We start from the raw sequence: 23,814 nt of genomic DNA, 5'->3' as shown, positions 1-23,814 counted from the left end.
CGGCCGCAGCACAGAAGGAACCTGACATGGACATCGACATCAAACGAAACGGATCGCGCCCCTCGCAGAAGGGCCCGCCCGACTGGTTCACCGGAACGGTGCGCATCGATCCGCTGTTCCAGGCGCCCGATCCCGCGCGCGTGGCGGGCGGTCAGGTGACGTTCGAACCGGGCGCCCGAACCGCCTGGCATACGCACCCGCTCGGCCAGACCCTGATCGTCACCGCCGGGCTCGGCTGGGTGCAGCGGGAGGGTGGCCCCGTCGAGGAGATCCGGCCCGGCGACGTCGTGTGGTTTCCGCCGGGACTGAAGCATTGGCACGGCGCCTCGCCGACGACGGCGATGACCCACATCGCCATCCAGGAATCCGTCGGCGGCAAAACCGTTGACTGGATGGAGAAGGTCAGCGACGAACAATATCGCAGGGGATAGCGGAGCAGCGCATGGCGATCGTCTTCATCACCGGCAGCACGGATGGTCTTGGCCGGGCGGCTGCGCAATCGCTGATCGATCAGGGACACCGCGTGGTGCTGCACGCGCGATCGGCCGATCGCGCCGCGGCGGTTGCGGATTTCGCCTCGCATGCTGCAGGTATCGTGGTCGGCGATCTCAGGAGCGCCGGCGAGACGAAGAGCATCGCAGACCAGGTCAACGCGATCGGACGCATGGACGCGATCATCCACAATGCCGGCGTCTACACCGAGCGGAGCCGCGGCGCGACCGCGGAGGGCCATGCCGGCACGCTGGCGATCAACACGCTGGCGCCGTACCTGCTGACGGCCCTGATCGCGCGGCCGAAGCGGCTGGTCTATCTCAGCAGCGGCCTGCATCGCGGCGGCGAGGGCTCTTTGCGCGACCTCGACTGGACCCGGCGAAGCTGGGATGCGGGGAAGGCCTATGCCGAGAGCAAGCTGCACGCGGTCGCGCTTGCTTACGCGCTGGCAAGGCGCTGGCCGCACGTTCTCTGCAATGCGGTCGATCCCGGTTGGGTGCGCACCAGAATGGGCGGTGCGGGTGCCCCCGTGGATCTCGACACCGGACAACGTACGCAGTCCTGGCTCGCCGTCAGCGAAGAGCCGGCCGCGATGGTCAGCGGCCGCTACTGGCATCACCTCCGGCAGGAGCAGCCGGCCGATGAGGCGACCGACCCGACATTCCAGGAGGCGCTCATCGCCAGACTGGGCGAGCTGGCAGGCGTAGAGCTTCCAGCGGCATAAGCGGGGACCGCGATGTCGAATGCTGGCGGTCGACATGAAAGTCGGCGGTACGCTTTCGAGTTCCGGACCATGCTCAAGCCGGTCGGGATCAATAAACCGGGAGGTGTGAAGCGGCTCACATTCGCTCCGGAGAATTGGCTCTAGAAAAGCTCAGGAGCCGGCAAGCCTTCCGCTCTGCGCCGATGGCCGCAAATGCGGTGCGCCAGCCGCGGCGGGCGCGCAAGCCGCGAGCGGCAGGCCCGAACGCCGGTTCCGCGTCGTTTTGACGATCATTCGATTGGATTTCAATCGGGCGCCCGCCATGGATGGTGAGCGTCCTGGACGGAAAACAGACCGGCAGGATGCCGGCACCGCAGATGCGGAGAACAGCGCCGGCTCGATTCGCCCGTTGCGCGCTTTTCTGTCCGGTATAGACTTGGAGTAGGCGTGAATTTTTTGCGCCGGCTGTTGCGCGGCTGAGGGTTGCGTCGTGGCGAAAGTCGTTTTCAATCTGACCATTGAAGGTAGTGGCGAAAGTCATTGCCGCATCGTCGCGGACTACAATTCATCGAGCCGCGAGATTGAAGTCGAAAAGCTCAAGCCGAGCTTTCGTCAGAATCTGAGGCCGTTGCAGGAAGCAATTCTCCAGTGTGCTGCCGCGCGCAACGCGAATGCGTCCGCGACAGGTGGTGGTGATGAAGCGAGACCCGCTTTGCGTGACGCCGCCGGAGGTCTGGCCTCGGGGTCGGACGAGCGGATCGTGCAGGAGATCGGATCGCAGCTCTTCGAGTTCCTCTTTCAGCGCAAGATCCTCGAGCTCTATCAGGAATGTTCCCAGGCGGCGCGAAAGCACGATCAGCCGTTCCTGATCCGTCTGCGGGTCACCGATCCCACGCTCGCCTACGTGCCGTGGGAGACGATGTACGACAAGAAGAACCGCTTCTACGTGACGACGTCGCAAAGCACGCCATTCATGCGGGCCGTCGACGACTATGGCGAGGAGCGCCGGGTGGCCGCGGCAAGGCCGATACGGATGCTGGGTATGGCCGCGCGGGTCAAGGTCCTGAACGGATTGCCGCTGGACGAGATCGAGGTCGATGCCGAGCAGGTCGCGATCAAGAAGGCGTTGAGCGAGCTGGACGACGGCAAGAGGCTGAAACTGTCGTGGATCCCCTCGGCGAAGGCTCGGGATCTCAACCGCCGCTTCCTGAGGGGAGACGAAGGCAAGCGGTGGGACCTGTTTCACTTCATCGGGCACGGCGGTCACGATCCCGAGCGGCAGATGGGCTTCATCGTGGTCCAGGAGGAGGGCGGGCCGAAGGGAAGAAGGCTTTATGCAGACGACCTGAAAGCGTTCCTGACCCAGCCCGGGCAAACGCCGAGCCTCGTCGTCCTGAACTCCTGCAGCGGCGCCCAGGGCGAACCGGGCTCCCTGTTCTCGAGCACTGCCGCCGAGCTCATCCAGGGCGGCGTGCCGGCGGTGATCGCCATGCAGTTCGAGATCAGCGACAATATGGGGCTCGCCTTCGCCGACACGTTCTACACCTATCTGGCGGAGAGCGTCTCGATCCAGGCCGCGCTGGCGCATACCCGGGCCGAATTGAAGGCGCGGCAATTCGCCGAATGGATTTCGCCGGTCCTGTACATGCGCGGCCTCGACGGAGAAATTTTCGTGGACCGGGCCGGATCGGAGTGAGTTTTCATCCATGCATGGCCTCGACCCGTCGATCGTAGCTCTCGGCCTCGGTGCGATTGCGGTCTGCGTCGTCAGCGCGATCGACTTTCACGCACCTTTCGAGACCGCGGACATCCGCTTTGCCGTGATGCGCGATCGCTATTATTTCGCGGTCTTCGCCTACGTCACGATCGCGGTGATGTTCTATTTCTTCGTCGCGATCCTGATGTCGCGCGGAACTGGCCTCGTCGTTGCGATCCCTGCGACGATCGCCTTCATGGTGCTGACGCCCCATTTGCCGGTGCTCGGCTGGGTGATCGATTTCCTGCGAAGAATGATGCAGACGCTGGCACGCTACCCGCAGGCCGTGGAGACCGTCATCGTCGCCATCGCGCGGTCGCCCATCAAGGTGACGGAGCGGGCAAGGCCGGAGTTGCAGCGCGAGCTCGAAGGCTACGGCGTTCCCGCCGGGCTGATCGAGAAGGCGCTCAATGACGACGACCAGGTGCTCGCACCCGGCGCCGCGACCATGATCAAGCAGGTCGCTTCCCTCCACACCAGTTTCGTCGAGCTGCGCGGCAACAAGCGGTTCAAGAGATTCTTCCGCGCCCGGAAAGCGGTCTTCGACGAGATGGAAAGGCAATATCGGCGCATGCTGCGACGGTCGGCCCGTGCCCTCCTGCTGACGGACGACATCACGGTATCGGCCCTGGACGCGGAGGAGCTGGTGTACGAGATTTCCGACTTCATCTCCGAGGAATGCGAGGATCTGCGCGTCGCCTACCAGCGCCGATTGGCCGAGGCAACGTTGTCGGTGGTCGACAGGCGCGATTCCCGCACGGAGCTGATCTCCAGCTTCGGGTACCAGACCGTTCTTCCCCAGCCGTTGCCGTTTGCGCCCCTGGTGATCATCTTCGTGCTCGACTTCGTGGTCTCCGTCGCGCCGCTGTTCTTCATGAACCTGTCGAAGAATTACGAGGTCGGCTCGCTGACCGGAGGCCTCTCCTCGGCCGCACATGCGGTCGCCGTGATGATCTCGATCTTCTTTGCGATCTATCCCAAGGCCTCGACGAATTTCGCGCGTCCCTCGCTGTATGCCTTGCCCTGGCGCTCCTACATCGTCTTCGGCGCGCTATCCTATTTGCTCGGCAACGTCGTCCTCTGGATCACCTACAGCGCGATCCCGATCGCGCCCGGCTGGCTGGCAAGCGGTCATCCGCTTGCGGCGAGCTCGCTGGTGTCTCTGGTCTTCCTGGTCAATACGCTGGTTCTGAGCATTCTTCTCGACGTGCGGCTGAGGGCCGGTGGACTGGACTATCACGAGGCAAGGCTGAAGGACGGCGCGGCCCATGCGGTGGTGATGGCGTCCGTCATGGTCTGCGTTCTCATTGGCTTCACATTGGTTAGCAGGCACTTCGGTCTGAACATGCCGTACATCTCCTGGCTGGTCTACGCCGGCATCGTCGCTCTTTTCGGCGTGCTCGGCTTCGTCATGGGTTATCTCGTGCCGTCGACCGCAGAAGCCTATATCGAGGCCAACAAGCTGATCCGGAAGTCGTCGGCGCTCGACGGCAACCGGCTCGAATGGGCGGCGCCGGTGTCTCAGCCGAGCACGCAGCTCAGATCCTGATTTCACGCCGGGCTCGCAAGGTCCGTGCGGCACATGAGGACGCGACGAAGCAGACCGTCTGGACAGGGGCGAAGTCATGGCTGAACTGGAAGTAGCGAACGGGATCGTGGTTCGTAGTCCCGACGATGTCGAAATCAGGATCGTTCAGGACGGTCCTGTGCGCCGCGGATTTCGCCGGGGGACTGCCAGCCAGATCGATGGCGCCGATCAGCTGAAGGGCGCGTTGTCGGCCTCCGACTTCACCATCGCAGCCGAGGTCGAGATGGTACCGACGCGACCGGGCACGCGGGCGCTGCGACGGGACGCATCGACGCCGACGCAGATCGAGGTCGAAGTCGGCCCGTCGGAAAGGGCGCTGGTCCTGATCGAGGGCGCAGGCGGCGTCTATGCCTGGACCTATCCGCAAGCCGCGGGCCAACCGTCGGGGCAGCGTCGAGGTGGACAGGTTCTGGTATTTCCGCTGACGGCCGCGACGCGGGGCTCGGCGCGCGGCGTCGGCCCCGCCAGCGGCAAGCGCGGTCCCGTTCTCGACTGGGTGTCCGACAAGCTGATCGACCCGGTCCGTGCCTACGTACTGAAGTTTGCCGCCCGAACCGCGATCGATGTGGCGACCGACTATATCGAGGGGGACAGGGAAGAAGGCATCGTGGTGATGGCCGGGCTCGATCCGGCCGCGTGGACGCCGGCGCGATCGGCGCGGCCTCGACTGCCGCAGGACCGCCCGCTGAAGATCCTGCTCATGGTGCATGGCACGTTCTCGTCGACGGCGAGCGGTTTCGCGCAGCTTGCCGGCTCCGACAGCGGGAAGACGTTCCTGTCGAAGGCCAGCGCGCATTACGACGCCGTGCTCGGCTTCGATCACAAGACCCTGACCGTCACACCCCGAGAGAATGCGGCCGCTCTCGTTGCCGCGCTGCAGGCGCTCGATATCCCTAAGAATTCCTCGATCGACGCCGTCATCCATAGTCGCGGCGGACTTGTCTATCGCGTGGCCGAAAACCTGCTTGCGGACGAACGGCCGGACATCCGGCTCGGCAAGGCGATCTTTGTCGGCTGCACCAATGCCGGAACGCATCTGGCCGAGCCCGAGAACTGGGCGGCGATGATCGATCTCTACACCAACGGGATCATGGCCGGCGTCCGCGCGGTTTCATTCCTCGCAGGCGGTGCTGCGCTGAGCCCCGTCGTGTCGCAGGGGATCAAGACCGTCGGCCGTTTCGTCCAGGCGTTTTCTGAAGTCGCCATCGACGAGGGCCGGGTGCCCGGACTTGCCGCGATGCGGCCAACGAGCGATCTCGTCAGGGAGTTGAACGGAGCGGCCGGTCCGCTCGACAAGCTCGCAGCCTATCATGCGATCACGTCGAATTTCGTCGCGCAGATCGCACCCGACAAGGGCGTGACCAAGGAGTTCGCCGAGTTCATTGCCGACCGCGTGACCAATCGCCTGTTCCAGCTCGACAACGATCTGGTGGTGGATACGGCGTCGATGACGTCGTTCGGGACCCGCGGCCCGCGCCTTGCGAAGGACAAGACATTTGCTTTCGGCGATACGGACGACGTGTTTCACACCACGTATTTTGCGACCGATATCGTCCCTTCGAAATTGAGCGAGTGGCTGGGCCTTGGTGGAGCTCGTCCCGAGACAGTCCCGGTACAAATCGATCTGCAGCAGCCGCCGCCGCGGCGATCGAGGCGGGGCGTGGCGTCCATTGTCGAAGGCCGACTGGAATCCAGTTCGGCTGCGCGCGAATGGGAAAGCACTGGATCCGGCTCCATGTCGGACACGCTCACAATGCGGCGGACGCGATCGCGCTCCGCTCCTTCGGCGAGGCCACCCGGGCCGCAGCAGGCGCCTGCCGCGGGTGACACGCCGCCCCCGGCATCGACGTCGCCGGGGTCACGGACCGCGGCCTGCTATTTCGCGGCGGAGATCGAATCTCATCCGCCGCCGAAGAAGCCGGTCCCGCTGTTCGTCACGGTCTCCCGACAGAAGATCGAGGCCGCGGAGAGCCCGGCCTCGGCCGCCCTGAATGCGCCGGTCAACGTCGACACGGCCCGCGCCATCGTCGTCGAGATCATCGCGCGCAAGAATTGCCGGGTTATCGGCGACACCAGCGCCGAGATCGATCTGCCGCGGGATCAGCGAGCGGAGTCGCTGCGCTTCGTCGTGGAGGGCACGGCGGAAGGCGCGGCCGACATCCTGGTCGAAGCGCGGCAGGGCCCACGCATTCTCGCGTCATTTACCCTGGCCCCGGTGTTCGTCGACGCCGACAGCAAGACCTTGCGCAAGAGCCAGGCCGGACTGGCCATGGCGGCGCATCCGGACGAGCCGGCGGTGCTGCGGATCTACGAGATCATGGAGGGCGGTAAGGTGACGCTGCGCTTCGATCTGGCCTGCGTCGATCCGAACATCGCGGTTTCGGAATCGCGCACGCTTCCGGGCGGCTTCTCCCGCGATGTCTATGTCGCGGAGATCTTCAAGGGCATCGAGAGCGCGTGGCTCGCAACGAACCGCCTCTATGACCAGTTCCTGTCGCGCCTGCAGGCCAACGGAATCGTCATGGCCAACGAGCTGTTGCCGGATAAGGTCCGCGAGGCGTTGTGGGCCCACCGCGACGCGATCCGCGCGATCCAGGTCATCTCGGAGGAGCCGTTCATTCCCTGGGAGCTGCTCTACATCAACGACCGGAAGTCCGGGCCGGACGGGAAGGGCTTCCTTGCGGAATGGGGGCTGGTGCGCTGGCTGCACAGCACGCCGTGGCCTGGTCCGCAACTCGCCATGCGCAATGATCGCGTCAACTACGTGATCCCGGCCTATGTCGATCCCGGCCTGCGGCTCGAAGGCGCCGATGCCGAACGCCAGATGCTGGCCAAGCTGTTCGGCAGTCCTCGCGAGGTGACGGCCGAGAGCATCGCCGTGACCGGCTTCCTGCAGAAGGATGCGAAGGAATGCGACGTCCTGCACTTTGCCTGCCATGGCGAGGCGGCCCAGCGGGCGGTGATGACGGCCGACCTGTTGATGACGGGCGCCAAGGTCGACGGCAACTTTGCACAGGATTCGCTCTCGGCGGATCAGGTCAAGGCCTATGCCCGCTTCGCCGAGAGTGGGCCCAATCCGATGGTCTTCATCAACGCCTGCCAGACCGGGCGCGCCGGGCGCGGCATCGGCGGAGGTGTCGCCGGTTTCGTCGATGCGTTCCTGCGCCCGTACTCCGAGCGCGGCGCCGGTGCGCTGGTCGGCGCGCTCTGGTCGGTTGACGACAAGCTGGCCTACAGCTTTGCCGAGGCGTTCTATCGCTCGCTCAAGGGCGGGGATACGCTGGTCGACGCCGTCCGCGCCGCGCGCGAGGCCGCCAAGAACCGCAAGGAACTGACCTGGCTGGCCTATTCCGTGTATGGCAATCCGTTCGCACGCGTCCCGGATGCCTCCTAGGCAGCGGGATCTATCGCTCGCCCTCCGCTTACATGAACCTGACAGGACCTTCCTGCCGGGTGCTTTTTCGCTGGCCGAAACCGGACGAATGGGGGAAGAGAGCACGGATGCGGCACGGGCCGTGCTGTGACACTGGGACATCCGGCGGGAAATGCGATGCGCCTTCTGATCGTCGAGGACAATGCCGAGCTGTCGCGGCTCGTGGCCGCCGGGTTGTCGGCGGCAGGCTATGAGAGCGACATCGTGGGCAGCGCGGCCGAGGCGCGCGAGGCGGTCAGCAGCGTCAGCTACGCCGCGATGATCCTCGACCTCGGTCTTCCCGATGGCGACGGCCTGTCGGTGCTGCGCGAGCTGCGCCGGCAGATGGAACCGCTCCCCGTGCTGGTGCTGACGGCGCGCGGCGGCCTGCAGGACCGCGTCAGCGGCCTGCGCAGCGGCGCCGACGACTATCTCGCAAAACCGTTCGCGATGGAGGAGCTGGTGGCGCGGCTGGAGGCGATCCTGCGCCGGCCCGGCCAGCTGCTCGGCCGCTCGCTGCATCTGGCCAATCTCGTCTACGACACCGAAAGCCGCCAGATCTTCGTCGACGACCAGCCGCGGATCATCTCCGCGCGCGAGACCTCGGTGCTCGAGATCCTGCTGCGCCGGCAGGGGCGGGTGGTGCCGAAGAAGAACGTCGAGGATCACATCTTCGGCCTCGAAGGCGAGGTCGCCTCCAACGCGGTCGAGGTCTACGTCTCGCGGCTGCGCAAGCAGCTCGCCGAGCACGGCGCCAAGGTCGTGATCCACACCATCCGCGGCGTCGGCTATTTGATGGCCGAGGAGAAATAGCGTGTTCGCCGCCCGGTCATCCGCCAGGCCGACGTTCAAATCGCTGATCTGGCGCATCGTGTTCCTGCACATCGTCGCGGTCGCGGTGGTCGCGATCTTCCTGCCGCTGGTGCTGTTCTGGCTGCTCAACTCCGAGGTCGACCAGCTGCATCGCGACGCCATGCGCGCTCAGGCCGAGGTGCTCGCCGAGCGCATCGTCCCGCAGGCGGACGGCACGCTGACATTCAATCTGCCCGACAGTCTCAGGGGCCTCTATTCGGAAGCCTACGGCCGCTACCTCTACGACATCCGCGACGAGGACGGCCGTATGCTGTTCTCGTCCCGCCGCAAGGCGGGCGCCGCGACACCGGCGCCGCCGCTGTCCGAAACGATTTCCGGCGCCGGCGTGACGCGCGTCATCGAGGGCAAGACGGTGCGCATCCGCGTCGCCGAGGACCTCTCGCATCGCGACGTCATCATCGACGACATCATCTCGAACTTCTTCCGGCGGGTGGGATGGATCACCATCCCGATCCTGCTGGTCCTGCTCGCCACCGACATCATCATCTTCCGCCGCGCGGTCGCGCCGCTGTGGAAGGCCTCGGAGGAAGCCAGCAATATCGGCCCCGCGCGCACCGACATCCGACTGCCGACCGAGCAGATCCCGCGCGAGATCATGCCGCTCGTCACCGCCGTCAACCAGGCGCTGGACCGCCTCGAGGACGGCTTTCGCGTGCAGCGCCAGTTCACCGCGGATGCCGCGCATCAATTGCGCACGCCGCTCGCGATCCTGCGCACGCGGATCGAGACGCTGCATGACGGCACGGCAAGGGAGGCGCTACATGCCGACATCGAGAGCATGAGCCGCATCGTCGCCCAGCTGCTGGAGATCGCCGAGCTCGACACGCTGGTGCTCGATCCCGGCGAGACCGCCGATTTGCGCGCGGTCTGCACCGAGGTGGTGGGTTCGATCGCGCCGTTCGCGCTCGCCCAGCACAAGGACATCGCGCTGAAGGGCACCGACGCGCCGGTGCTGATCCACGGCAATGCCGAGATGCTCCAGCGCGCGATCTTCAACCTCGCCGAAAACGCCATCAAGTTCACGGCAACGGACACCGCGGTCGACGTCGAGGTCGGCGAGGACGGCTCCGTGCGCGTGCGCGATTGCGGCCCGGGCATCGCGGAAGCCGAGCGCGATTTGATCTTCCAGCGCTTCTGGCGTGCCGACCGCCGGCGCAGCGACGGCGCCGGCCTCGGCCTCTCGATCGTGCGCGGCGTCGCCGACGATCACGCCGCGACGGTGGCGGTGGCGAACCTTCCCGGCCGCGGCGCGGAGTTCACGCTGCGGTTTCGGCTGGCGGAGGGAGACGTTGCTGCAGGCTCCCCCAGCCGCGATTAATTCGCCAAAAAGCAGTGTATGACACTGTCATACGATGTGCTACAATGACCGTGAAAGGGGGACTGCATGCGCACCAGCAAACCGATCACCGTGACCCTCGGCCCGCAGCTCGCGAGCCTGGAAGCCCGCTTGAAGTCGGGAGAATACGCATCGGCCAGCGAAGTCATGCGTTCGGCTCTTCGCGCCCTCGACCGGCAGGATGCCGCGCTCGACGACTATCTCGCCGCCAAGGTCCGGGCGTCGATCAAGGATCCGCGTCCCAGTGTTCCGGCAGCAGACGTTTTCAAGCGTCTGCGCGCCCGGCATACGAGGAACGCGAAAGCCACCAAGCGTGGCGCTTAAGGTCGTATTCCGACCGGAGGCCGAGGCCGATCTGATCGGCCTCTACGAATACATCGCAGAACGTGCGGGTTATCGGGTCGCCGGCGGCTATATCGATCGCATCGAGGAAGCCTGCATGGCACTCGCCACCTTTCCCAAGCGTGGCACGATCCGTAACGATCTCCTGCCGGACTTGCGCACGATTGGATTCGAGCGGCGCGTCACGATTGCGTTCCGGGTCCTGAAGACCCAGGTCGAGATCGTCACAATTGCGTATGCCGGTCGGAATTTCGAAGACGATTTATGAGCGGCGGCGAGGGGATTATTTCACCTTGCCGGTGGACAGATCCATGATCATGCGCGTGGCGAGATAAAGACGCGGCACGATGGTGTCGAGCTTCACATATTCGGCATCGTTGGAATGCGCGCCGAAGCCCGAGAGGCCCATGCCTTCGACCACGGCGCCCTTGGTCTTGAGCGCGGCAAAGGCGGCGTCGGTGCCGCCGCCGGTCGCCTTCTCGTCGACCTTGAGAGGCATTCCGAGCTCCCCATAGATCGTCTTGCCGTAGGCCGCCACGCGGCGCGAGGCGTCGTTGGCCTCTAGCGGCGGACGGCGCACCTCGAATTTCAGCTCGACCTTGGAATCGGGCAGCAGGCGGTTCTTGATCTTCTCCTGCAGCGCTTTTTCCAGCTCGTCGAAATCCGAGACCTTGAGCGCGCGCGCATCGGCCTGGGCCGTGGCTTCGGCCGGGATCACGTTGCGGTTGGTGCCGGCCTTGGAGACGGTCCAGTTCAGCTTCAGGCCTTGCTCGGGCTTGGACAAGTCCTTCATCTGAAGCACCTGGTGCGAGAGCTCGTAGAGCGCGTTGATGCCGCCCTCGGGTCTTGCGCCGGCATGCGACGACTTGCCGATCACCGAAAGATAGGCCGAGCCGATGCCGCTGGTGGCGAGCCGCAGCGTGCCGTCGGTGCCGCCGCCTTCGAACGAGAACACCACGTCCTGATCCGAGGCGAATTTTGTGATGGTGCTGCGCCAGCCGGGCGAGGAGATCTCCTCGTCGCCATTGGTGAGCACCGTGAGCGTGCCGTACTCCCTGAAGTTCAATTTCTGCAGCATCGCCATGGTGTGGAGAATGAGCGCGACGCCCTGCTTGTCGTCGGAAATGCCGAGGCCATAGGCCTTGTCACCGTCGATGCGGAACGGCTGGTCTTTCAGCATGCCCTTCAGGTACACCGTGTCCATGTGGGCGATCAGCATGATCTTCCTGCTGCCGGTGCCCCTGAACACGGCGTGCACGGCCGGACCGATCTTCTCGGGCGTGTCGTCGAGGCGATAGATGTCGGTGGGCTGCAGGATCTCCACGGTGCCGCCGAGCTGCCTGAGCTGGTCGGCCACCCGCCCGGCGATCTGGTTCAGGCCGTCGATGTCCTTGCTGCCGGATTCGATGCTGACGAGATCGCGCAGCGTGTCGAGCAGGGGCTGCTGCTCCTTCTGTGCCAGCGCGTGAACGTCGGCCACCGGCTCGGCGTGCACGACGGTGGCGGCACATGCCAGCCACAGCGAAGCGATCACCGGAGCGACGAGCGAGGGAACAGGGTGCGATCGGGGCATGCGCGACGGTCCATCAGTTGGAGGATGGGCCCGGTATGCCTGTGTTCGCGACGCTTGTCACGCAGAGGGGCTCTTCCTTCTCCCCTTTGTGGAGAGAAGGAAGAGAGCACTTACTTCTGCGGTGGTCCCAGATCCAGCGGCGGCAGCTCGATCTGCGGGACCTCGATCTTGACCTTGTCGAGATCGACGTTGAGCGGCTTGTCGAGCAGGCCGGTCACCACCGACGGGAAGATGATCACCAGCAGCACCATGATCATCTGCAGGCCGATCCAGGGCATCGCACCCCAATAGATGTCGGAGCTCTTCACTTCCTTCGGCGCGACGCCGCGCAGGTAGAACAGCGCGAAGCCGAATGGCGGATGCAGGAACGAGGTCTGCATGTTCACGCACAGCATCACGCCGAACCAGATCAGCGCCGCGTCCGGCCCCACCACGGGGGCGAGGATCTTCTGCGCGATCGGCGCGATCATCGGCAGGATGATGAAGGCGATCTCGAAGAAGTCGAGGAAGAACGCCAGGAAGAAGATGAAGAGGTTGATGAAGATCAGGAAGCCCCAGACGCCGCCGGGCAGCGAGGTCAGGAGATGCTCGAGCCAGACGCCGCCGGAGACGCCGAGGAACACCACCGAGAAGCAGGTCGAGCCGATCAGGATGAAGGTGACCATGCAGGTGAGGCGCATGGTGGATTCGTAGCCCTGCTTGATGAGGTCGCGCAGGTCGGGGATGCGCGCGGCCTGGAAGCAGATCCACGCCACCGCGAGATAGGTCACCGCGAAGGCGAGCTTGAAGATCAAATTCTCGCTGTACAGCATCGCGATGATGGTGCCGATGCCGGCGGCGATCACGCCAATGGCCAGCACCTTGCGATCGTTCGAGGTGAAATCCTTGTGGTGGATCGCGGCGAGCACGATGGCGCCGACCGCGCCCATGGCGCCGGCTTCCGTCGGCGTCGCAAGGCCCATCATCATGGTGCCGAGCACGACGAAGATCAGGACGGCAGAGGGGATGATGCCCATCAGGCATTTCTTCCACAGCGCCCAGCCGGTCAGCGTGCGGGCCTCCTTCGGCACCGGGGGCACGTGGCCCGGCTTGATCAGGCCGAGGATGAAGGTGTAGCCGGCGAACAGCATGATCTGGAACACCGAGGGACCCCAGGCGCCGAGATACATGTCACCGACCGACTTGCCGAGCTGGTCGGCGAGCACGATCAGCACCAGCGAGGGCGGCACCAGCTGCGTGATGGTGCCGGAGGCAGCCAGCACGCCGGTGATGTAGCGCATGTTGTAGCCGTAGCGGATCATCACCGGCATCGAGATCAGCGCCATGGCGATCACCTGCGCCGCCACCGTACCCGTGATGGCGCCGAGGATGAAGCCGACGATGATCACGGAATAGCCGAGGCCGCCGCGGACCGGACCGAACAGCTGGCCCATCGAATCCAGCATGTCCTCGGCGAGCCCGCATCGCTCCAATATCGCGCCCATGAAGGTGAAGAACGGGATCGCGAGCAGCAGCTCGTTGGAGAGCACGCTGCCGAACACGCGGCCGGGAATGGCCTGGAGGAAGTTGAGGTCGAAGAAGCCGAGATGGATGGCGAGGAAGCCGAAGGACAGGCCGACCGCGGCAAGCGTGAACGCAACCGGGAAGCCGATCAGCATCGCCAGAACCAGGCCGCCGAACATCAGCGGCGGCATCATTTCCAGCGTAATCATTGGGTCGGCCTCTCGTACTTGGCGTCGATCGTCACATAGCCCTGGAGAGCCGCGATACGCTTGATGACTTCGGAAACACCCTGGAGCGCCAGCAGGACGAAGCCGGCGGGAATCACGAACTTGATCGGCCAGCGGATCAGGCCGCCGGCATTGCCGGACATCTCGCCGACGTCATAGGCCTGCATGAAGAACGGCCAGGACAGATAGGCAAGCAGGAGGCAGGCGGGAATCAGGAAGAACAGCGTGCCGATCAGGTCGAGCAGGAGCTGGCCGCGCTCGGACAGCAGCAGATAGAAGATTTCGACCCGGACGTGCTCGTTGCGCTTGAAGGTGTAGGACGCGCCGAACATCACCAGGATCGCGAACATGTACCATTGCATCTCCAGCCAGCCGTTGGAGGAGTAGCTGAAGGCGTAGCGGATCATGGCGTTGGCCGCACTGACCAGGCAGGATAAAAGCACCAGGAGATTACAGACGTAGCCGATCTTCTCGTTGAGAAGGTCGATGGCGTTGCTCACCGCCAGCAATGGACGCATCTTATTTTTTCTCCGTCGCGGTCTAACTTCACGGGAGCAGCATCAGCACGCATCGCTCGGTCCGCATGCGAAAAAGCACGCGACCGCACGGCTTCGTTTTCCGAAATGCGTTGCGGCGTCAGTCCTCCCCTCGTGCCTTGCCGTCTTGACCGCGACCGCCAACGGGCGGGCCGGCTTATTGCTGCCGGGCAAGCAAAGGCGGTCGCACCAAACCAGCGGCTTCACCTGCCGTCAATCGGAAAATGGACAAATTGACGCGTGGTCAAAAGCTTAGGTTAGCGGCGGCCGGCCTGGAAGGCCTTCATCCGGCCGATCAGGAATCTGAGCAACTGGCTGGCCGCGTTCGGCAGCTCGCGGCCCAACCGGGTGATGATGTGGGCTTCTGCCGAGGCGAGCAGCGCATTGTCGACGGTGAGGGCGACCAGCGATCCGTCCTCGAGGTCCGCTGCCACTGAAAACGCCGGTAGCAGGGTCACGCCAAGGTCGGACCGGACGAAATCTCTCAAGATGCTGATCGAGGTCGTCGTCAGCTTCGGCGACAGACCGATCTTCTCGGACGTTTCGGCCATCGCGAGCAACTGACGCGTGCCGTAACCCGCATGCATGATCCCAAGCGTGTGGTTGGCAATCTCCCGGAGCTTGATCGGGCGGCGGAGCTTCGCAAGCGGATGGTCGGGGCGCGCGATCAGGCAGATCGGCTGCCGGATGGCGGCGCAGGAGCGGATTCGCGGATCCTGGGGCGGATGATAGACCAGCCCGATATGGCAGCGGTCGTCGGCAATGGCGCGAATGACCTCGCTCGTGCCCGCCAATTCCAGCGAGATGGTCAGCCGCGGATGCTTCCGCCAGAACTCGCCGAGCGCGCCGCCCATGAGATCGGCGACAAAGCCCTCGCCCAGCACGAGGTCGATGTGACCGCGGTGCAGCCCCTGGAGTTCCCGCAAGCGGGCCAGGGTGTCGTCGCGGTCCACCGTATGGCGGCGATAATGCGCAATCAGGAGCTCGCCGGCCTCGGTCGGCCGCACGCCGCGGCTATGGCGATCGAGCAGGGCGGCGTCGAGCTCCCGCTCCAGCAGGGCGATCTGCCGGCTCACCACGGACGGGTTCACGCCGAGCGCGTCGGCCGCGGCGCGCACGGCGCCGTAGCGCGCGGCCTCGAACAGATAGCGAAGGCGGTTCTCATCGAGTGCATTGCTCATGCCCAAGTGTTGCCCATGAGGCAACATTAGGCAATCGTCCTGCTGATGCCCGAACCCGGGCCGGATCCGTATGGTTTTCCCGGCACTCGCAGGGTGAGGGACAGGATATGGCGGTCGTCGGCGTCGTTGGGCTCGGGAATATGGGGCGCGGCATGGCGCTCTCGCTGATGCGGGCCGGGCATGAGGTGCTCGGGACCGACGCCTCGGAAAAGGCGCGCAGCGCGCTCGCATCGGAAGGTGTCGCGGTGTTCGAGCGCGTCGGGCCGCTTTGCGCCCGTGCCGATCTGCTGGTCCTCTCGCTGCCGACCGCCGAGATCGTCGATGCCGTCGTCGCCGGCGAGGGCGGAATCATCGCCCATGCACGGCCGGGCTTACGCGTCGTCGACACCTCGACATCCCATCCCGCGACGACCCGCCGCCTTGCCGCGGCGCTCGCCGCGCATGGCATGTCCATGATCGACGCGCCGGTCAGTGGCGGCCCGAAGGGCGCCATCACCGGCACCATGACCATGGTGATCGGCGGTGCGGAGGCCGATGTGGCCGCGGTCGAGCCTGTTCTTGCCGACATGAGCGCGAAGCGTGTTCATGTCGGATCGGTCGGCGCCGGGCATGTCTGCAAGCTCATCAACAACCTGCTGTGCGCGGCGCATCTGCTGACCGCTGCTGAAGCGATGCGGATCGCGCGCGCAGCCGAGGTCGATCCGGCGCGGCTGCTCGAAGGCCTCAATGCCGGCTCCGGCCGGTCCGGCGTCACGCAGGTCAATCTGCCGACCTGGGTGCTGAACGGCGCCTTCGATTCCGGTTTCACCATGAAGCTGATGCGCAAGGACGTGCGTTTGGCGGGCCAGCTCATCGGTGAGCTCGCGCTCGACCTGCCGATCGCCGGGGAAGCCGCACGGATCTGGGCGGAAAGCGCCGCCTCGATCGGCGACGGCGAGGACTTCAACAGGATCGTCGAGACCCAGCTCGGCAGGATGTGAGCGACACCATGACTTCCTTCATCGAAACGCGGCTGCGCGATGCGCTCGCTCCCTTCTGGCCCGACTGCGCGGCGATCGGCTCTTACGTCGCGGGCCGCACCGTTCTTGGCACCGGCGAGCTCATCACGGTTGATGATCCCGCAACCGGCGCGCCGCTCTATGCCTATCGTGATGCCGGCGAGGCGGTTATTGCCGAGGCGGCAGCGGCGGCCAGCGCGGCGCAAGCCGGCTGGTCGCGGCTCACCGGCGCGGCGCGCGGGCGCGTCATGCAGGCGATCGCGCGGGCCATTCAGGGCAAGACCGAGGAGCTGGCGCGCCTTGAGTCGCTGTCGGCGGGCAAGCCGATCCGCGACACGCGTGTCGAGGTCGCCAAGGTCGCCGAGATGTTCGAATACTATGCCGGCTGGGCCGACAAATTCCATGGCGACGTGATCCCGGTGCCCTCGAGCCATCTCAACTACACGCGGCGCGAAGCCGTCGGCGTCGTGCTGCAGATCACGCCCTGGAACGCGCCGATCTTCACCTGCGGCTGGCAGGTCGCACCCGCCATCGCCATGGGCAACGGTGTGCTGCTCAAGCCTTCCGAGCTGACGCCGCTGACCTCGATGGCGGTAGCGCTTCTCGCAGAACAAGCGGGATTGCCGGCCGGGCTCGTCAACGTGCTCGCAGGCTACGGCCACACGACGGGGCAGGCCGCGCTCGGCCAGCCCGCGGTGAAGAAAGTCGTGTTCGTCGGTTCAGTGCCGACGGGCCGGCTGATCGCGGAAGCCGCCGCCAAGCGCCTGCTGCCCTGCGTGCTCGAGCTCGGCGGGAAGTCGGCCAACATCGTATTTGCCGACGCCGACCTCGCGCGCGCCGCGATCGGTGCGCAGTCGGCCATCTTCGCCGGCGCCGGACAGAGCTGCGTCGCCGGCTCGCGGCTGCTGGTCGAACGCTCCGTCTACGACCGCTTCGTCAAAATGGTCGCCGACGGGGCTGCGAAGCTGAAGGTCGGTGCGCCCGGCGCGGCGGACACCGAGGTCGGTCCGATCAACAATGCCCGGCAATACGCCCGCGTGCTCACCATGGTGAAGCAGGGCCTCGCGGAAGGCGCGAAGCTTGCGACCGGCAGCGACGGCAACGTGGGGAAGGGCGGCTTCTTCGTCGCGCCGACTGTGCTGCGCGACGTCAGCAACAGCATGGCGGTTGCGCGCGACGAGATTTTTGGACCTGTCGTCGCCGCGATCCCGTTCGATTCCGAGGAGGAGGCGATCGCGCTCGCCAACGACAGTGAATTCGGTCTCGCCGGCGCGGTCTGGACGAGCGACGTCGCGCGCGCACACCGGGTCGCCGCGCAAGTCAGGGCCGGGACGTTCTGGATCAATTCCTACAAGACAATCAGCGTCGCGTCGCCCTTCGGCGGCTTCGGCATGAGCGGCTACGGCCGTTCGAGCGGTGTCGAGACGCTCTTCGAGTACACGCAGGTCAAGAGCGTCTGGGTCGAGACCACAGCCGAGCCGGCGGTAGGATTTGGCTACGCGCCGGGGATTCGGGAGTAAGGCTTTAGGCTATTGTTTGAGCGGTCGTAGATCTTGCCGGGGGCGATCGGGCAGGCTTGAAAAACGCTCTCAGCGGCGGCAATCTCCACCTGAGTGAGGCCTCGATCTGGAGAATCTCGGCTTATGCCGACCGATGCGAGGATCGACGATGAAGCCGCGGCTTATCATGTGGCTTGCCGTTGTTGCGGGCATCGCCCTGGTGCTCGGCGTCGCCTGGGCCGCCATCCTCTGGACCCGCCCGGAGCCTATTCGCATCGCGTTCGCCAATTCGCTCTCTGGCCCGTCCGCCCCGGCTGGCACGGAAAGCCTGATCGCGATGCAGCTTGCAATCGACGACGTGAACGCCAAGGGTGGCGTCAACGGACGGCCGATTGAACTCGTTCTGTTCGACGACGCAAGCGATCCAGCCGTGGCGCGCGCGAATGCGCAGGCGATCGCCGACAGCCCATGCGTCGCTGTGCTCGGACATTATCTCAGCTCCGCATCGCTCGCGGCAGCGCCGGCATACAAGGATGCGCGGATTCCGGCGCTCACGGGAAGCGCGGCTGCCGACGAGCTGACATCCACCAGTGATTACTATTTTCGTGCGCTGTCGCCGGTCTCCGCACAGGCGCGCTCGATCGCGGAACATCTGCGCGCCGTGATGAAGGAGCCGAGAGTCCGTCTTGTTCACACGCGCGATTCCTACGGCAAGAGTTTCGAGCGTGGATTTGTGGCGGCCTATCCGGCGGAGCAGTTGCGTGTGTTCGAACTGGACGTCGCAGCCGGTCAGATCCGATCGATGGACGAGGCGCTGGACGCTGCCGTGCAGGAGCCCGGTCCCGGTGTCATCGTCGTCGGCGCGGCAGCCGACTATATCGCAGACATCGTCAAGGCGCTGCGTCGCCGCGGCATCAAGGGGACGATCATCACAACCCAGGGCGCGGGCCGCGAAAGCTATTTGAGAAATTTCGTCAACGAGCCCGAGGAACGAACGCGTCCGGGTTTCTTCAGTGAGAATCTGTATGCGGCATCGTCGCTGATTTTCGACAGCGCCGGCGTGGCGGCGCAGGCTTTCGCCGCCGACTACAAAGCGAGAGCGGGAACCTCCCCAAGCTGGGTTGGCGGTGGCTCGTATGACGCCGCGCGCCTGATGATCGACGCGCTGAAACGAGCTGCCCTACATCGCCGGTTTATGGGGCAGGGCATTCAGAAACCATCCGACAGCAAGATTGCGGATCGCGACCGGGTGCGCCTCGCACTGGCCGCGATCGACAGTCCGAAATCGGCGGTCGTCGGGCTGACGGGGCGGCTCTATTTCAACGCGAACCGCGACATCCCGCGCCCGATCCGAATGGGTTTCTTCCGTTACGGTCGGTTCGTCACGGCGCCGCTGCAACTCGTGCGCATCGATCAGCCGGATGGGATCGATCTCGACGCCGAACGGGAGAAGGGCCATGTCGTCGCGTTCGAGGGGCGGCGCTATTGGATTCAACGCGTCGTTTATACCGGCATCGACATCATTCGCGTCAGTCGGATCGACGTGAAGCAAAATTCGTTCAACGTCGACTTCTATCTCTGGATGCGGTTCGCTGGCAACGATGAGGCGCAGACGCACGTCGAATTCCCGGCCTTGCTGGATCGCGGGGCGTTCGATGCAGCCCGGCCGATTCAGGCTGGACGGGAAGACGGCCTGAGCTATCGGCTCTATCGCATCAACGGCGATTTCAAGGCCCGTTTCGATCTCCATGATTATCCGTTCGACACGCAGGAATTGCGTCTGCATTTCCAGAACACGGAACAGCGGCGGGAACTCATCACCTATGTCATCGATCGGTTCGGCTTGCGCCTTGCCGACGACGGAAGCTCGCGGGCCGAGGACGGGGCCTATTCCGGACTTCCGCTCTGGCGATTTCTCGGGCTGAACTATTTCGTCGAATCCATGTCCAGCGGATCGACGCTCGGCAAGGCGTCTTTGTTTGATGCCGAGGCAATGACGGAATTCGCAGGATTCGATGCGACCATCGTGCTGCGCCGCAGCTCCTCCATCTACATGCTGAAGAACCTGCTGCCGATGTTCCTGCTCGTGCTCGTCGTATTCGCGACGCTGTTCTTTCCCGAAACCATGTTTCGTGAACGCGTGACGATCCCAGTGACCTCGATCCTGGCGAGCGCGGTGCTGCTCGTCGCGGTGAGCAGCCAGATCGGCGACGTCGGATACACGGTGGTGGTCGAAGAGATGTTCTACATTTTCTTCGTACTATGCCTGATGACGATATTGGCTGGCTACAAACATGAAAAACTTCGGGCCGCCGGCCGAAAGCGCGCCGCTGTCGTTTTGGATCACGCAGCGCAGGTCATTTATGCCGGGACGGTGCTAGCTGTCATCGTCGTGCTCTACCGGCGTTATGCCTTCTGAGGCACGCGTAATGCACTAACGCGGCCGTCCGGGGCCGGATCATGCTTCAGCCGCCGGTGACGCTCATGTGCCTGGAGACGCTGGGGCGGTCGTGGCGGCGGTCGATGATGAAATCGTGGCCCTTGGGCTTGAGCCCGATGGCGCGGTCGATCGCAGCGGCCAGCAGCTCATCGTCATCAGATGCCCGCAGCGGCTTGCGCAGGTCCGAGGCGTCCTCGTGGCCGAGGCAGGTGTGCAGCGTTCCCGTGCAGGTGATGCGCACGCGGTTGCAGGATTCGCAGAAATTATGGGTCATCGGCGTGATGAAGCCGAGCTTGCCGCCGGTCTCGGCGACGCTGACATAGCGCGCCGGCCCGCCGGTGGATTCAGCGAGATCCGTCATGGTGAACTGCTGGGCGAGGCGCGCGCGCACCAGCGACAGCGGCAGATATTGATCGATACGGCCCGCGCCGATCTCGCCCATCGGCATCACCTCGATCAAGGTCAGGCCCATGCCCTTGCCGTGGGCCCAGCGCATCAGCGAGGGCAGCTCGTCCTCGTTGAGGTTCTTCAATGCGACCGCGTTGATCTTCACCGCGAGGCCAGCGGCCCGCGCGGCCTCGATGCCTTCCAAGACCTTGTCGATCTCGCCCCAGCGGGTGATCTCGCGAAACTTCTTGGGATCGAGCGTGTCGAGCGAGACGTTGATGCGGCGGACGCCGCAATCGGCGAGTTCCTTCGCGTGCTTGGCGAGCTGGGTGCCGTTGGTGGTCAGCGTCAGCTCGTTCAGGGCGCCGCTCGTCAGATGCCGCGACAGCGAGCGCACCAGCGTCATCACGTTGCGGCGGACCAGCGGCTCGCCGCCAGTGAGGCGCAGCTTCTTCACGCCCTTGGCGATGAAGGCCGAGCAGAGCCGGTCGAGTTCCTCCAGCGTCAGCAGGTCCGCCTTGGGCAGGAACGTCATGTCTTCCGACATGCAGTAGAAGCAGCGCAGGTCGCAGCGGTCGGTGACGGAAACGCGCAAGTAGGTGATGGTCCGTCCGAACGGATCGGTCATCGCGCTCGACAGCGCTGCGCGGGGGCTCACGGAGGGTCCGTTCATACCAAATGCCTTGTCACTTACGGCGACGGGCGCACCTTTGCTTCAGCGGTGCTCTGGAAGCAATCTAAGCATCGGACGCGGCTAGGACAATCGGGTGGTATACGTAACTCAGCGCTTGCCTGCGTTCGGATCGGGGAACGGCGAGCCCGCGGCAGGCGCGGCATCAGCCGGTGCCGCGGCCGTCGCGGCCGGTTTCGGCTTCTTCGGCCGGTGCGGCTTGCGGACGGGCTTTGGCGGGGTCGCCGGCTGGAGTTCCGCGAACACCGGATTCGGGTCGGTGGTGACCGAGGCGGGCGTGGTGAAATCCCCGGGATTCTTGATCACGTTCACCGGCACGCTCGCGGGCTGGTACTTGGGCAGCGCGAAGGCGACGGTGAACGGCGCGTCCAGGGCGGGAACCGAAACGGAGCAGGGGGTTTTGCAGCCCGGACCGAGCGAGGTGGTGGCGTCAGCGCCGGGGGGATTTGATTCGAGCCGTACCTGAACGGTCGGCGGCGCCGATTTGAACATGTCCCAGGACATCGAGGAGCAGCCACCCAGGCTCGCCCCCGCCAGCGCAATCGCGATCACCCGACGCATGAACCACCCACTTCGACTGCGACGAACCGCCACATCCCGGGCCGACCTTAGGGGCGTCGCCGAGGGCAGGCAACCGGCGCGTCGCGCATAGTTAATAGTTGGTTAACGCGGGGTATCTTCGGGTTTCTGCTGAAATTTCAGGCTCTTGCCGAACTCTAGGCCGTCATCAGGCTGCTGGCGGCCGCCGGCAGGTCGCGCATGTGATGGATCAGCCGGTCCGGCTTCAGCTCGGCGATCGGCACGTCCGTGTAGCCGAAGCTGACCCCGATCACGGGAACCCCGGCCCGCCGGGCGACCCCGACATCGGTTCCGGCGTCGCCGACCATGATGCTGGATTTCACATTGCCGCCGGCCCGGGCCACCGTCTCCCTAAAGATGGTCGGATCGGGCTTCTGGACGCCAAAGGTGTCGGCGCCGCAGATCGCCGCGAAACGGCGGCTCAGGCCAAGCTGGTCCAGGAGCCGCTTGGAGAGCCATTCCAGCTTGTTGGTGCAGACCGCCAGGCGATGGCCCTGCGCCGCAAAATGGTCGAGCGCCGCCTCGAGCCCCTCGAAGGGGCGGGATTCGACCGCAATATGCTCGGCGTAATAGGCGATGAAATCCGCCGTCATCCGGTCCATGTCGGCGGGGGTGACGGTGCGGCCCTCGGCCTCCAGGCCTCGCTCGATCAGCTTGCGGGCGCCGGCGCCGATCATGTTGCGGGCCGAGGCGATCGGCACCGGCGGCAGGCCTTCGCGGTCGAGCACGTAGTTCAGCGCGGTGATCAGGTCGGGCGCCGTATCCACAAGCGTGCCGTCGAGATCGAAGACGAGGGTGTAGGAGGAGGTCGTGGCGGGCGAGGTCATGGGCCAAGCGCTATCGGGCCGGCCGGATCGGCGCAAGGGCAGAAGCCATAAGTTCACCTTATAAGATCGGCGCAGAGGCCTGTTCCCGCGGGGAAAACGAGGCTACATAGGCCGCCGCAAGCAGCTATACCGGCGGCACTCTCAAGCCAGAGGCGGGCGCAAAATTGAACATGGACCAGTTGAAGCGGCAGGCGGCGGCGCGTGCGCTGGAGGAGGTGCGTGACGGCATGCAGCTCGGGCTCGGCACCGGCTCGACCGCAAAGCATTTCGTCGAGCTGCTCGGCGAGCGGGTGGCTGCCGGGCTGAAGGTGATCGGCGTGCCGACCTCCGAGGCGACGCGCGCTGATGCGGAGCGTTGCGGCGTGAAGCTGACCACGCTCGATGAGGTCGACCATCTCGACATCACCGTCGACGGCGCGGACGAGATCGATCCCGAGCTCAATTTGATCAAGGGTGGCGGCGGCGCGCTGCTGCGCGAGAAGATCGTGGCGGCCGCCTCGGATCGCATGATCGTGATTGCCGACGACAGCAAATGGGTGCCGACGCTCGGCAAGTTTCCGCTGCCGGTCGAGGTCATCCCGTTCGGGCTTGGCGCGACGCGCCGCGCGATCGAGAAGGCATTTGCGGACTGCGGCGTTTCCGGGCAAATGGCGGTCCGCAAGGCCAAGGACGGCCACGTTTTCGTCACCGACGGCGGCCACTGGATCGTCGATGCCCAGCTCGGACGGATCGCGGATCCCGCCAGCCTCGCCAAGGCGTTGAGCGCGATTCCCGGCGTCGTCGAGCATGGATTGTTCATCGGCTTGGCCAGCTCGGCCGTTTTGGCGGGCGGCGAGGGAATCCGCGTAATTGAACGGCGAAAGCCCTAAGG

At 65.1% G+C, this 23,814-nt stretch carries 21 protein-coding genes; 13 read left to right on the top strand and 8 right to left on the bottom strand.

Translation table 11 applies throughout. The features are described from left to right. The first annotated feature begins 32 nt into the window (after window positions 1-32). Both N2603_RS27525 and N2603_RS27520 read left to right on the top strand, forming a co-directional pair. Window positions 33-431 carry a (R)-mandelonitrile lyase gene (locus N2603_RS27525; protein WP_260424268.1) on the top strand — a complete coding sequence of 133 codons (399 nt, stop codon included), beginning with the start codon at window positions 33-35 and terminating at the stop codon, window positions 429-431. 11 nt (window positions 432-442) lie between these two features. Beyond that, window positions 443-1,216, top strand: a complete 774-nt coding sequence (locus N2603_RS27520; RefSeq protein ID WP_260384595.1) for an SDR family NAD(P)-dependent oxidoreductase — start codon at window positions 443-445, stop codon at window positions 1,214-1,216. A 115-nt stretch (window positions 1,217-1,331) separates the two neighbouring features. On the opposite strand, the gene N2603_RS27515 is transcribed toward N2603_RS27520, so the two are convergent. Continuing rightward, window positions 1,332-1,736, bottom strand: a complete 405-nt coding sequence (locus N2603_RS27515) for a hypothetical protein (RefSeq protein ID WP_260384594.1) — start codon at window positions 1,734-1,736, stop codon at window positions 1,332-1,334. Window positions 1,737-1,907: 171 nt separating this feature from the next. On the opposite strand from N2603_RS27515, the gene N2603_RS27510 reads away from it, so the two are divergent. The 7 genes from N2603_RS27510 (at window position 1,908) to N2603_RS27480 (ending at window position 10,770) form a co-directional block, all read left to right on the top strand. Continuing rightward, the gene (locus N2603_RS27510; RefSeq protein WP_260384593.1) at window positions 1,908-2,891 is read left to right on the top strand and encodes a CHAT domain-containing protein; all 984 of its coding nucleotides are present in this window, start codon (window positions 1,908-1,910) and stop codon (window positions 2,889-2,891) included. A gap of 10 nt (window positions 2,892-2,901) precedes the next feature. Continuing rightward, window positions 2,902-4,500: a hypothetical protein gene (locus N2603_RS27505; RefSeq protein ID WP_260384592.1), complete on the top strand. Its 1,599-nt coding sequence runs from the start codon at window positions 2,902-2,904 to the stop codon at window positions 4,498-4,500. Between the two features lie 76 nt (window positions 4,501-4,576). Next, window positions 4,577-7,933, top strand: coding sequence for a DUF7379 domain-containing protein (locus N2603_RS27500; RefSeq protein WP_260384591.1), 3,357 nt, complete (start codon window positions 4,577-4,579; stop codon window positions 7,931-7,933). A gap of 156 nt (window positions 7,934-8,089) precedes the next feature. After that, a complete protein-coding gene (locus N2603_RS27495; protein ID WP_018645489.1) occupies window positions 8,090-8,764 on the top strand; it encodes a response regulator transcription factor in 675 nt (224 codons plus the stop codon). A 1-nt stretch (window position 8,765) separates the two neighbouring features. Beyond that, window positions 8,766-10,142 carry a sensor histidine kinase gene (locus tag N2603_RS27490; RefSeq protein WP_260384590.1) on the top strand — a complete coding sequence of 459 codons (1,377 nt, stop codon included), beginning with the start codon at window positions 8,766-8,768 and terminating at the stop codon, window positions 10,140-10,142. Window positions 10,143-10,208: 66 nt separating this feature from the next. Next, window positions 10,209-10,484 carry a ribbon-helix-helix domain-containing protein gene (locus tag N2603_RS27485; protein WP_018645491.1) on the top strand — a complete coding sequence of 92 codons (276 nt, stop codon included), beginning with the start codon at window positions 10,209-10,211 and terminating at the stop codon, window positions 10,482-10,484. After that, complete coding sequence (locus N2603_RS27480; protein WP_260384589.1) at window positions 10,474-10,770, top strand: type II toxin-antitoxin system RelE/ParE family toxin; 297 nt, start codon at window positions 10,474-10,476, stop codon at window positions 10,768-10,770. The genes N2603_RS27485 and N2603_RS27480 overlap by 11 nt, the downstream gene beginning before the upstream one ends. Before the next feature lie 15 nt (window positions 10,771-10,785). Here N2603_RS27480 and N2603_RS27475 read toward each other — a convergent pair whose 3' ends face one another. The 4 genes from N2603_RS27475 to N2603_RS27460 form a co-directional block, all read right to left on the bottom strand. Next, window positions 10,786-12,075 carry a M20/M25/M40 family metallo-hydrolase gene (locus tag N2603_RS27475; RefSeq protein WP_260384588.1) on the bottom strand — a complete coding sequence of 430 codons (1,290 nt, stop codon included), beginning with the start codon at window positions 12,073-12,075 and terminating at the stop codon, window positions 10,786-10,788. 110 nt (window positions 12,076-12,185) lie between these two features. Further along, the gene (locus N2603_RS27470; RefSeq protein ID WP_260384587.1) at window positions 12,186-13,787 is read right to left on the bottom strand and encodes a TRAP transporter large permease; all 1,602 of its coding nucleotides are present in this window, start codon (window positions 13,785-13,787) and stop codon (window positions 12,186-12,188) included. Then, complete coding sequence (locus N2603_RS27465) at window positions 13,784-14,323, bottom strand: TRAP transporter small permease subunit (protein WP_145831530.1); 540 nt, start codon at window positions 14,321-14,323, stop codon at window positions 13,784-13,786. The genes N2603_RS27470 and N2603_RS27465 overlap by 4 nt, the downstream gene beginning before the upstream one ends. A 275-nt stretch (window positions 14,324-14,598) precedes the next feature. Then, entirely contained in the window at window positions 14,599-15,522 is a 924-nt protein-coding gene (locus N2603_RS27460; protein ID WP_260384586.1) for a LysR family transcriptional regulator, read from the bottom strand. Between N2603_RS27460 and N2603_RS27455 the strand changes: the two genes are divergently transcribed. The 3 genes from N2603_RS27455 to N2603_RS27445 all read left to right on the top strand — a co-directional run bounded on the left by N2603_RS27455 (window position 15,510) and on the right by N2603_RS27445 (window position 20,438). After that, window positions 15,510-16,502 carry an NAD(P)-dependent oxidoreductase gene (locus N2603_RS27455; RefSeq protein ID WP_260384585.1) on the top strand — a complete coding sequence of 331 codons (993 nt, stop codon included), beginning with the start codon at window positions 15,510-15,512 and terminating at the stop codon, window positions 16,500-16,502. The two genes, N2603_RS27460 and N2603_RS27455, sit on opposite strands and share 13 nt — an antisense overlap. 8 nt (window positions 16,503-16,510) lie before the next feature. Next, window positions 16,511-18,040 (top strand): aldehyde dehydrogenase family protein, encoded by a 1,530-nt coding sequence (locus N2603_RS27450; protein ID WP_260384584.1) that lies wholly within the window; start codon window positions 16,511-16,513, stop codon window positions 18,038-18,040. Between the two features lie 148 nt (window positions 18,041-18,188). Next, on the top strand, window positions 18,189-20,438 hold the full coding sequence (locus N2603_RS27445; RefSeq protein WP_260384583.1) for an ABC transporter substrate-binding protein: 2,250 nt from the start codon (window positions 18,189-18,191) through the stop codon (window positions 20,436-20,438). Between the two features lie 46 nt (window positions 20,439-20,484). Here the strand turns inward: N2603_RS27445 and moaA are convergent, their stop codons facing one another. From moaA to N2603_RS27430, 3 genes are all read right to left on the bottom strand, one after another. Beyond that, on the bottom strand, window positions 20,485-21,519 hold the full coding sequence (moaA, locus tag N2603_RS27440) for a GTP 3',8-cyclase MoaA (protein WP_018645500.1): 1,035 nt from the start codon (window positions 21,517-21,519) through the stop codon (window positions 20,485-20,487). Between the two features lie 108 nt (window positions 21,520-21,627). Beyond that, the gene (locus N2603_RS27435) at window positions 21,628-22,098 is read right to left on the bottom strand and encodes a hypothetical protein (protein ID WP_260384582.1); all 471 of its coding nucleotides are present in this window, start codon (window positions 22,096-22,098) and stop codon (window positions 21,628-21,630) included. A gap of 155 nt (window positions 22,099-22,253) precedes the next feature. Then, window positions 22,254-22,943, bottom strand: coding sequence for an HAD family hydrolase (locus tag N2603_RS27430; RefSeq protein ID WP_018645502.1), 690 nt, complete (start codon window positions 22,941-22,943; stop codon window positions 22,254-22,256). A 164-nt stretch (window positions 22,944-23,107) separates the two neighbouring features. Between N2603_RS27430 and rpiA the strand changes: the two genes are divergently transcribed. Beyond that, window positions 23,108-23,812 carry a ribose-5-phosphate isomerase RpiA gene (rpiA, locus tag N2603_RS27425; protein ID WP_026312395.1) on the top strand — a complete coding sequence of 235 codons (705 nt, stop codon included), beginning with the start codon at window positions 23,108-23,110 and terminating at the stop codon, window positions 23,810-23,812. Window positions 23,813-23,814 lie beyond the last annotated feature (2 nt).

Origin of the sequence: Bradyrhizobium huanghuaihaiense, from assembly GCF_025200885.1 — a bacterium.
In the GTDB taxonomy this organism is placed as follows: Bacteria; Pseudomonadota; Alphaproteobacteria; order Rhizobiales; family Xanthobacteraceae; genus Bradyrhizobium; species Bradyrhizobium huanghuaihaiense.
The sequence above is the reverse complement of the archived record's forward strand: the minus strand, read 5'-3'. Positions and strand labels throughout refer to the sequence as shown.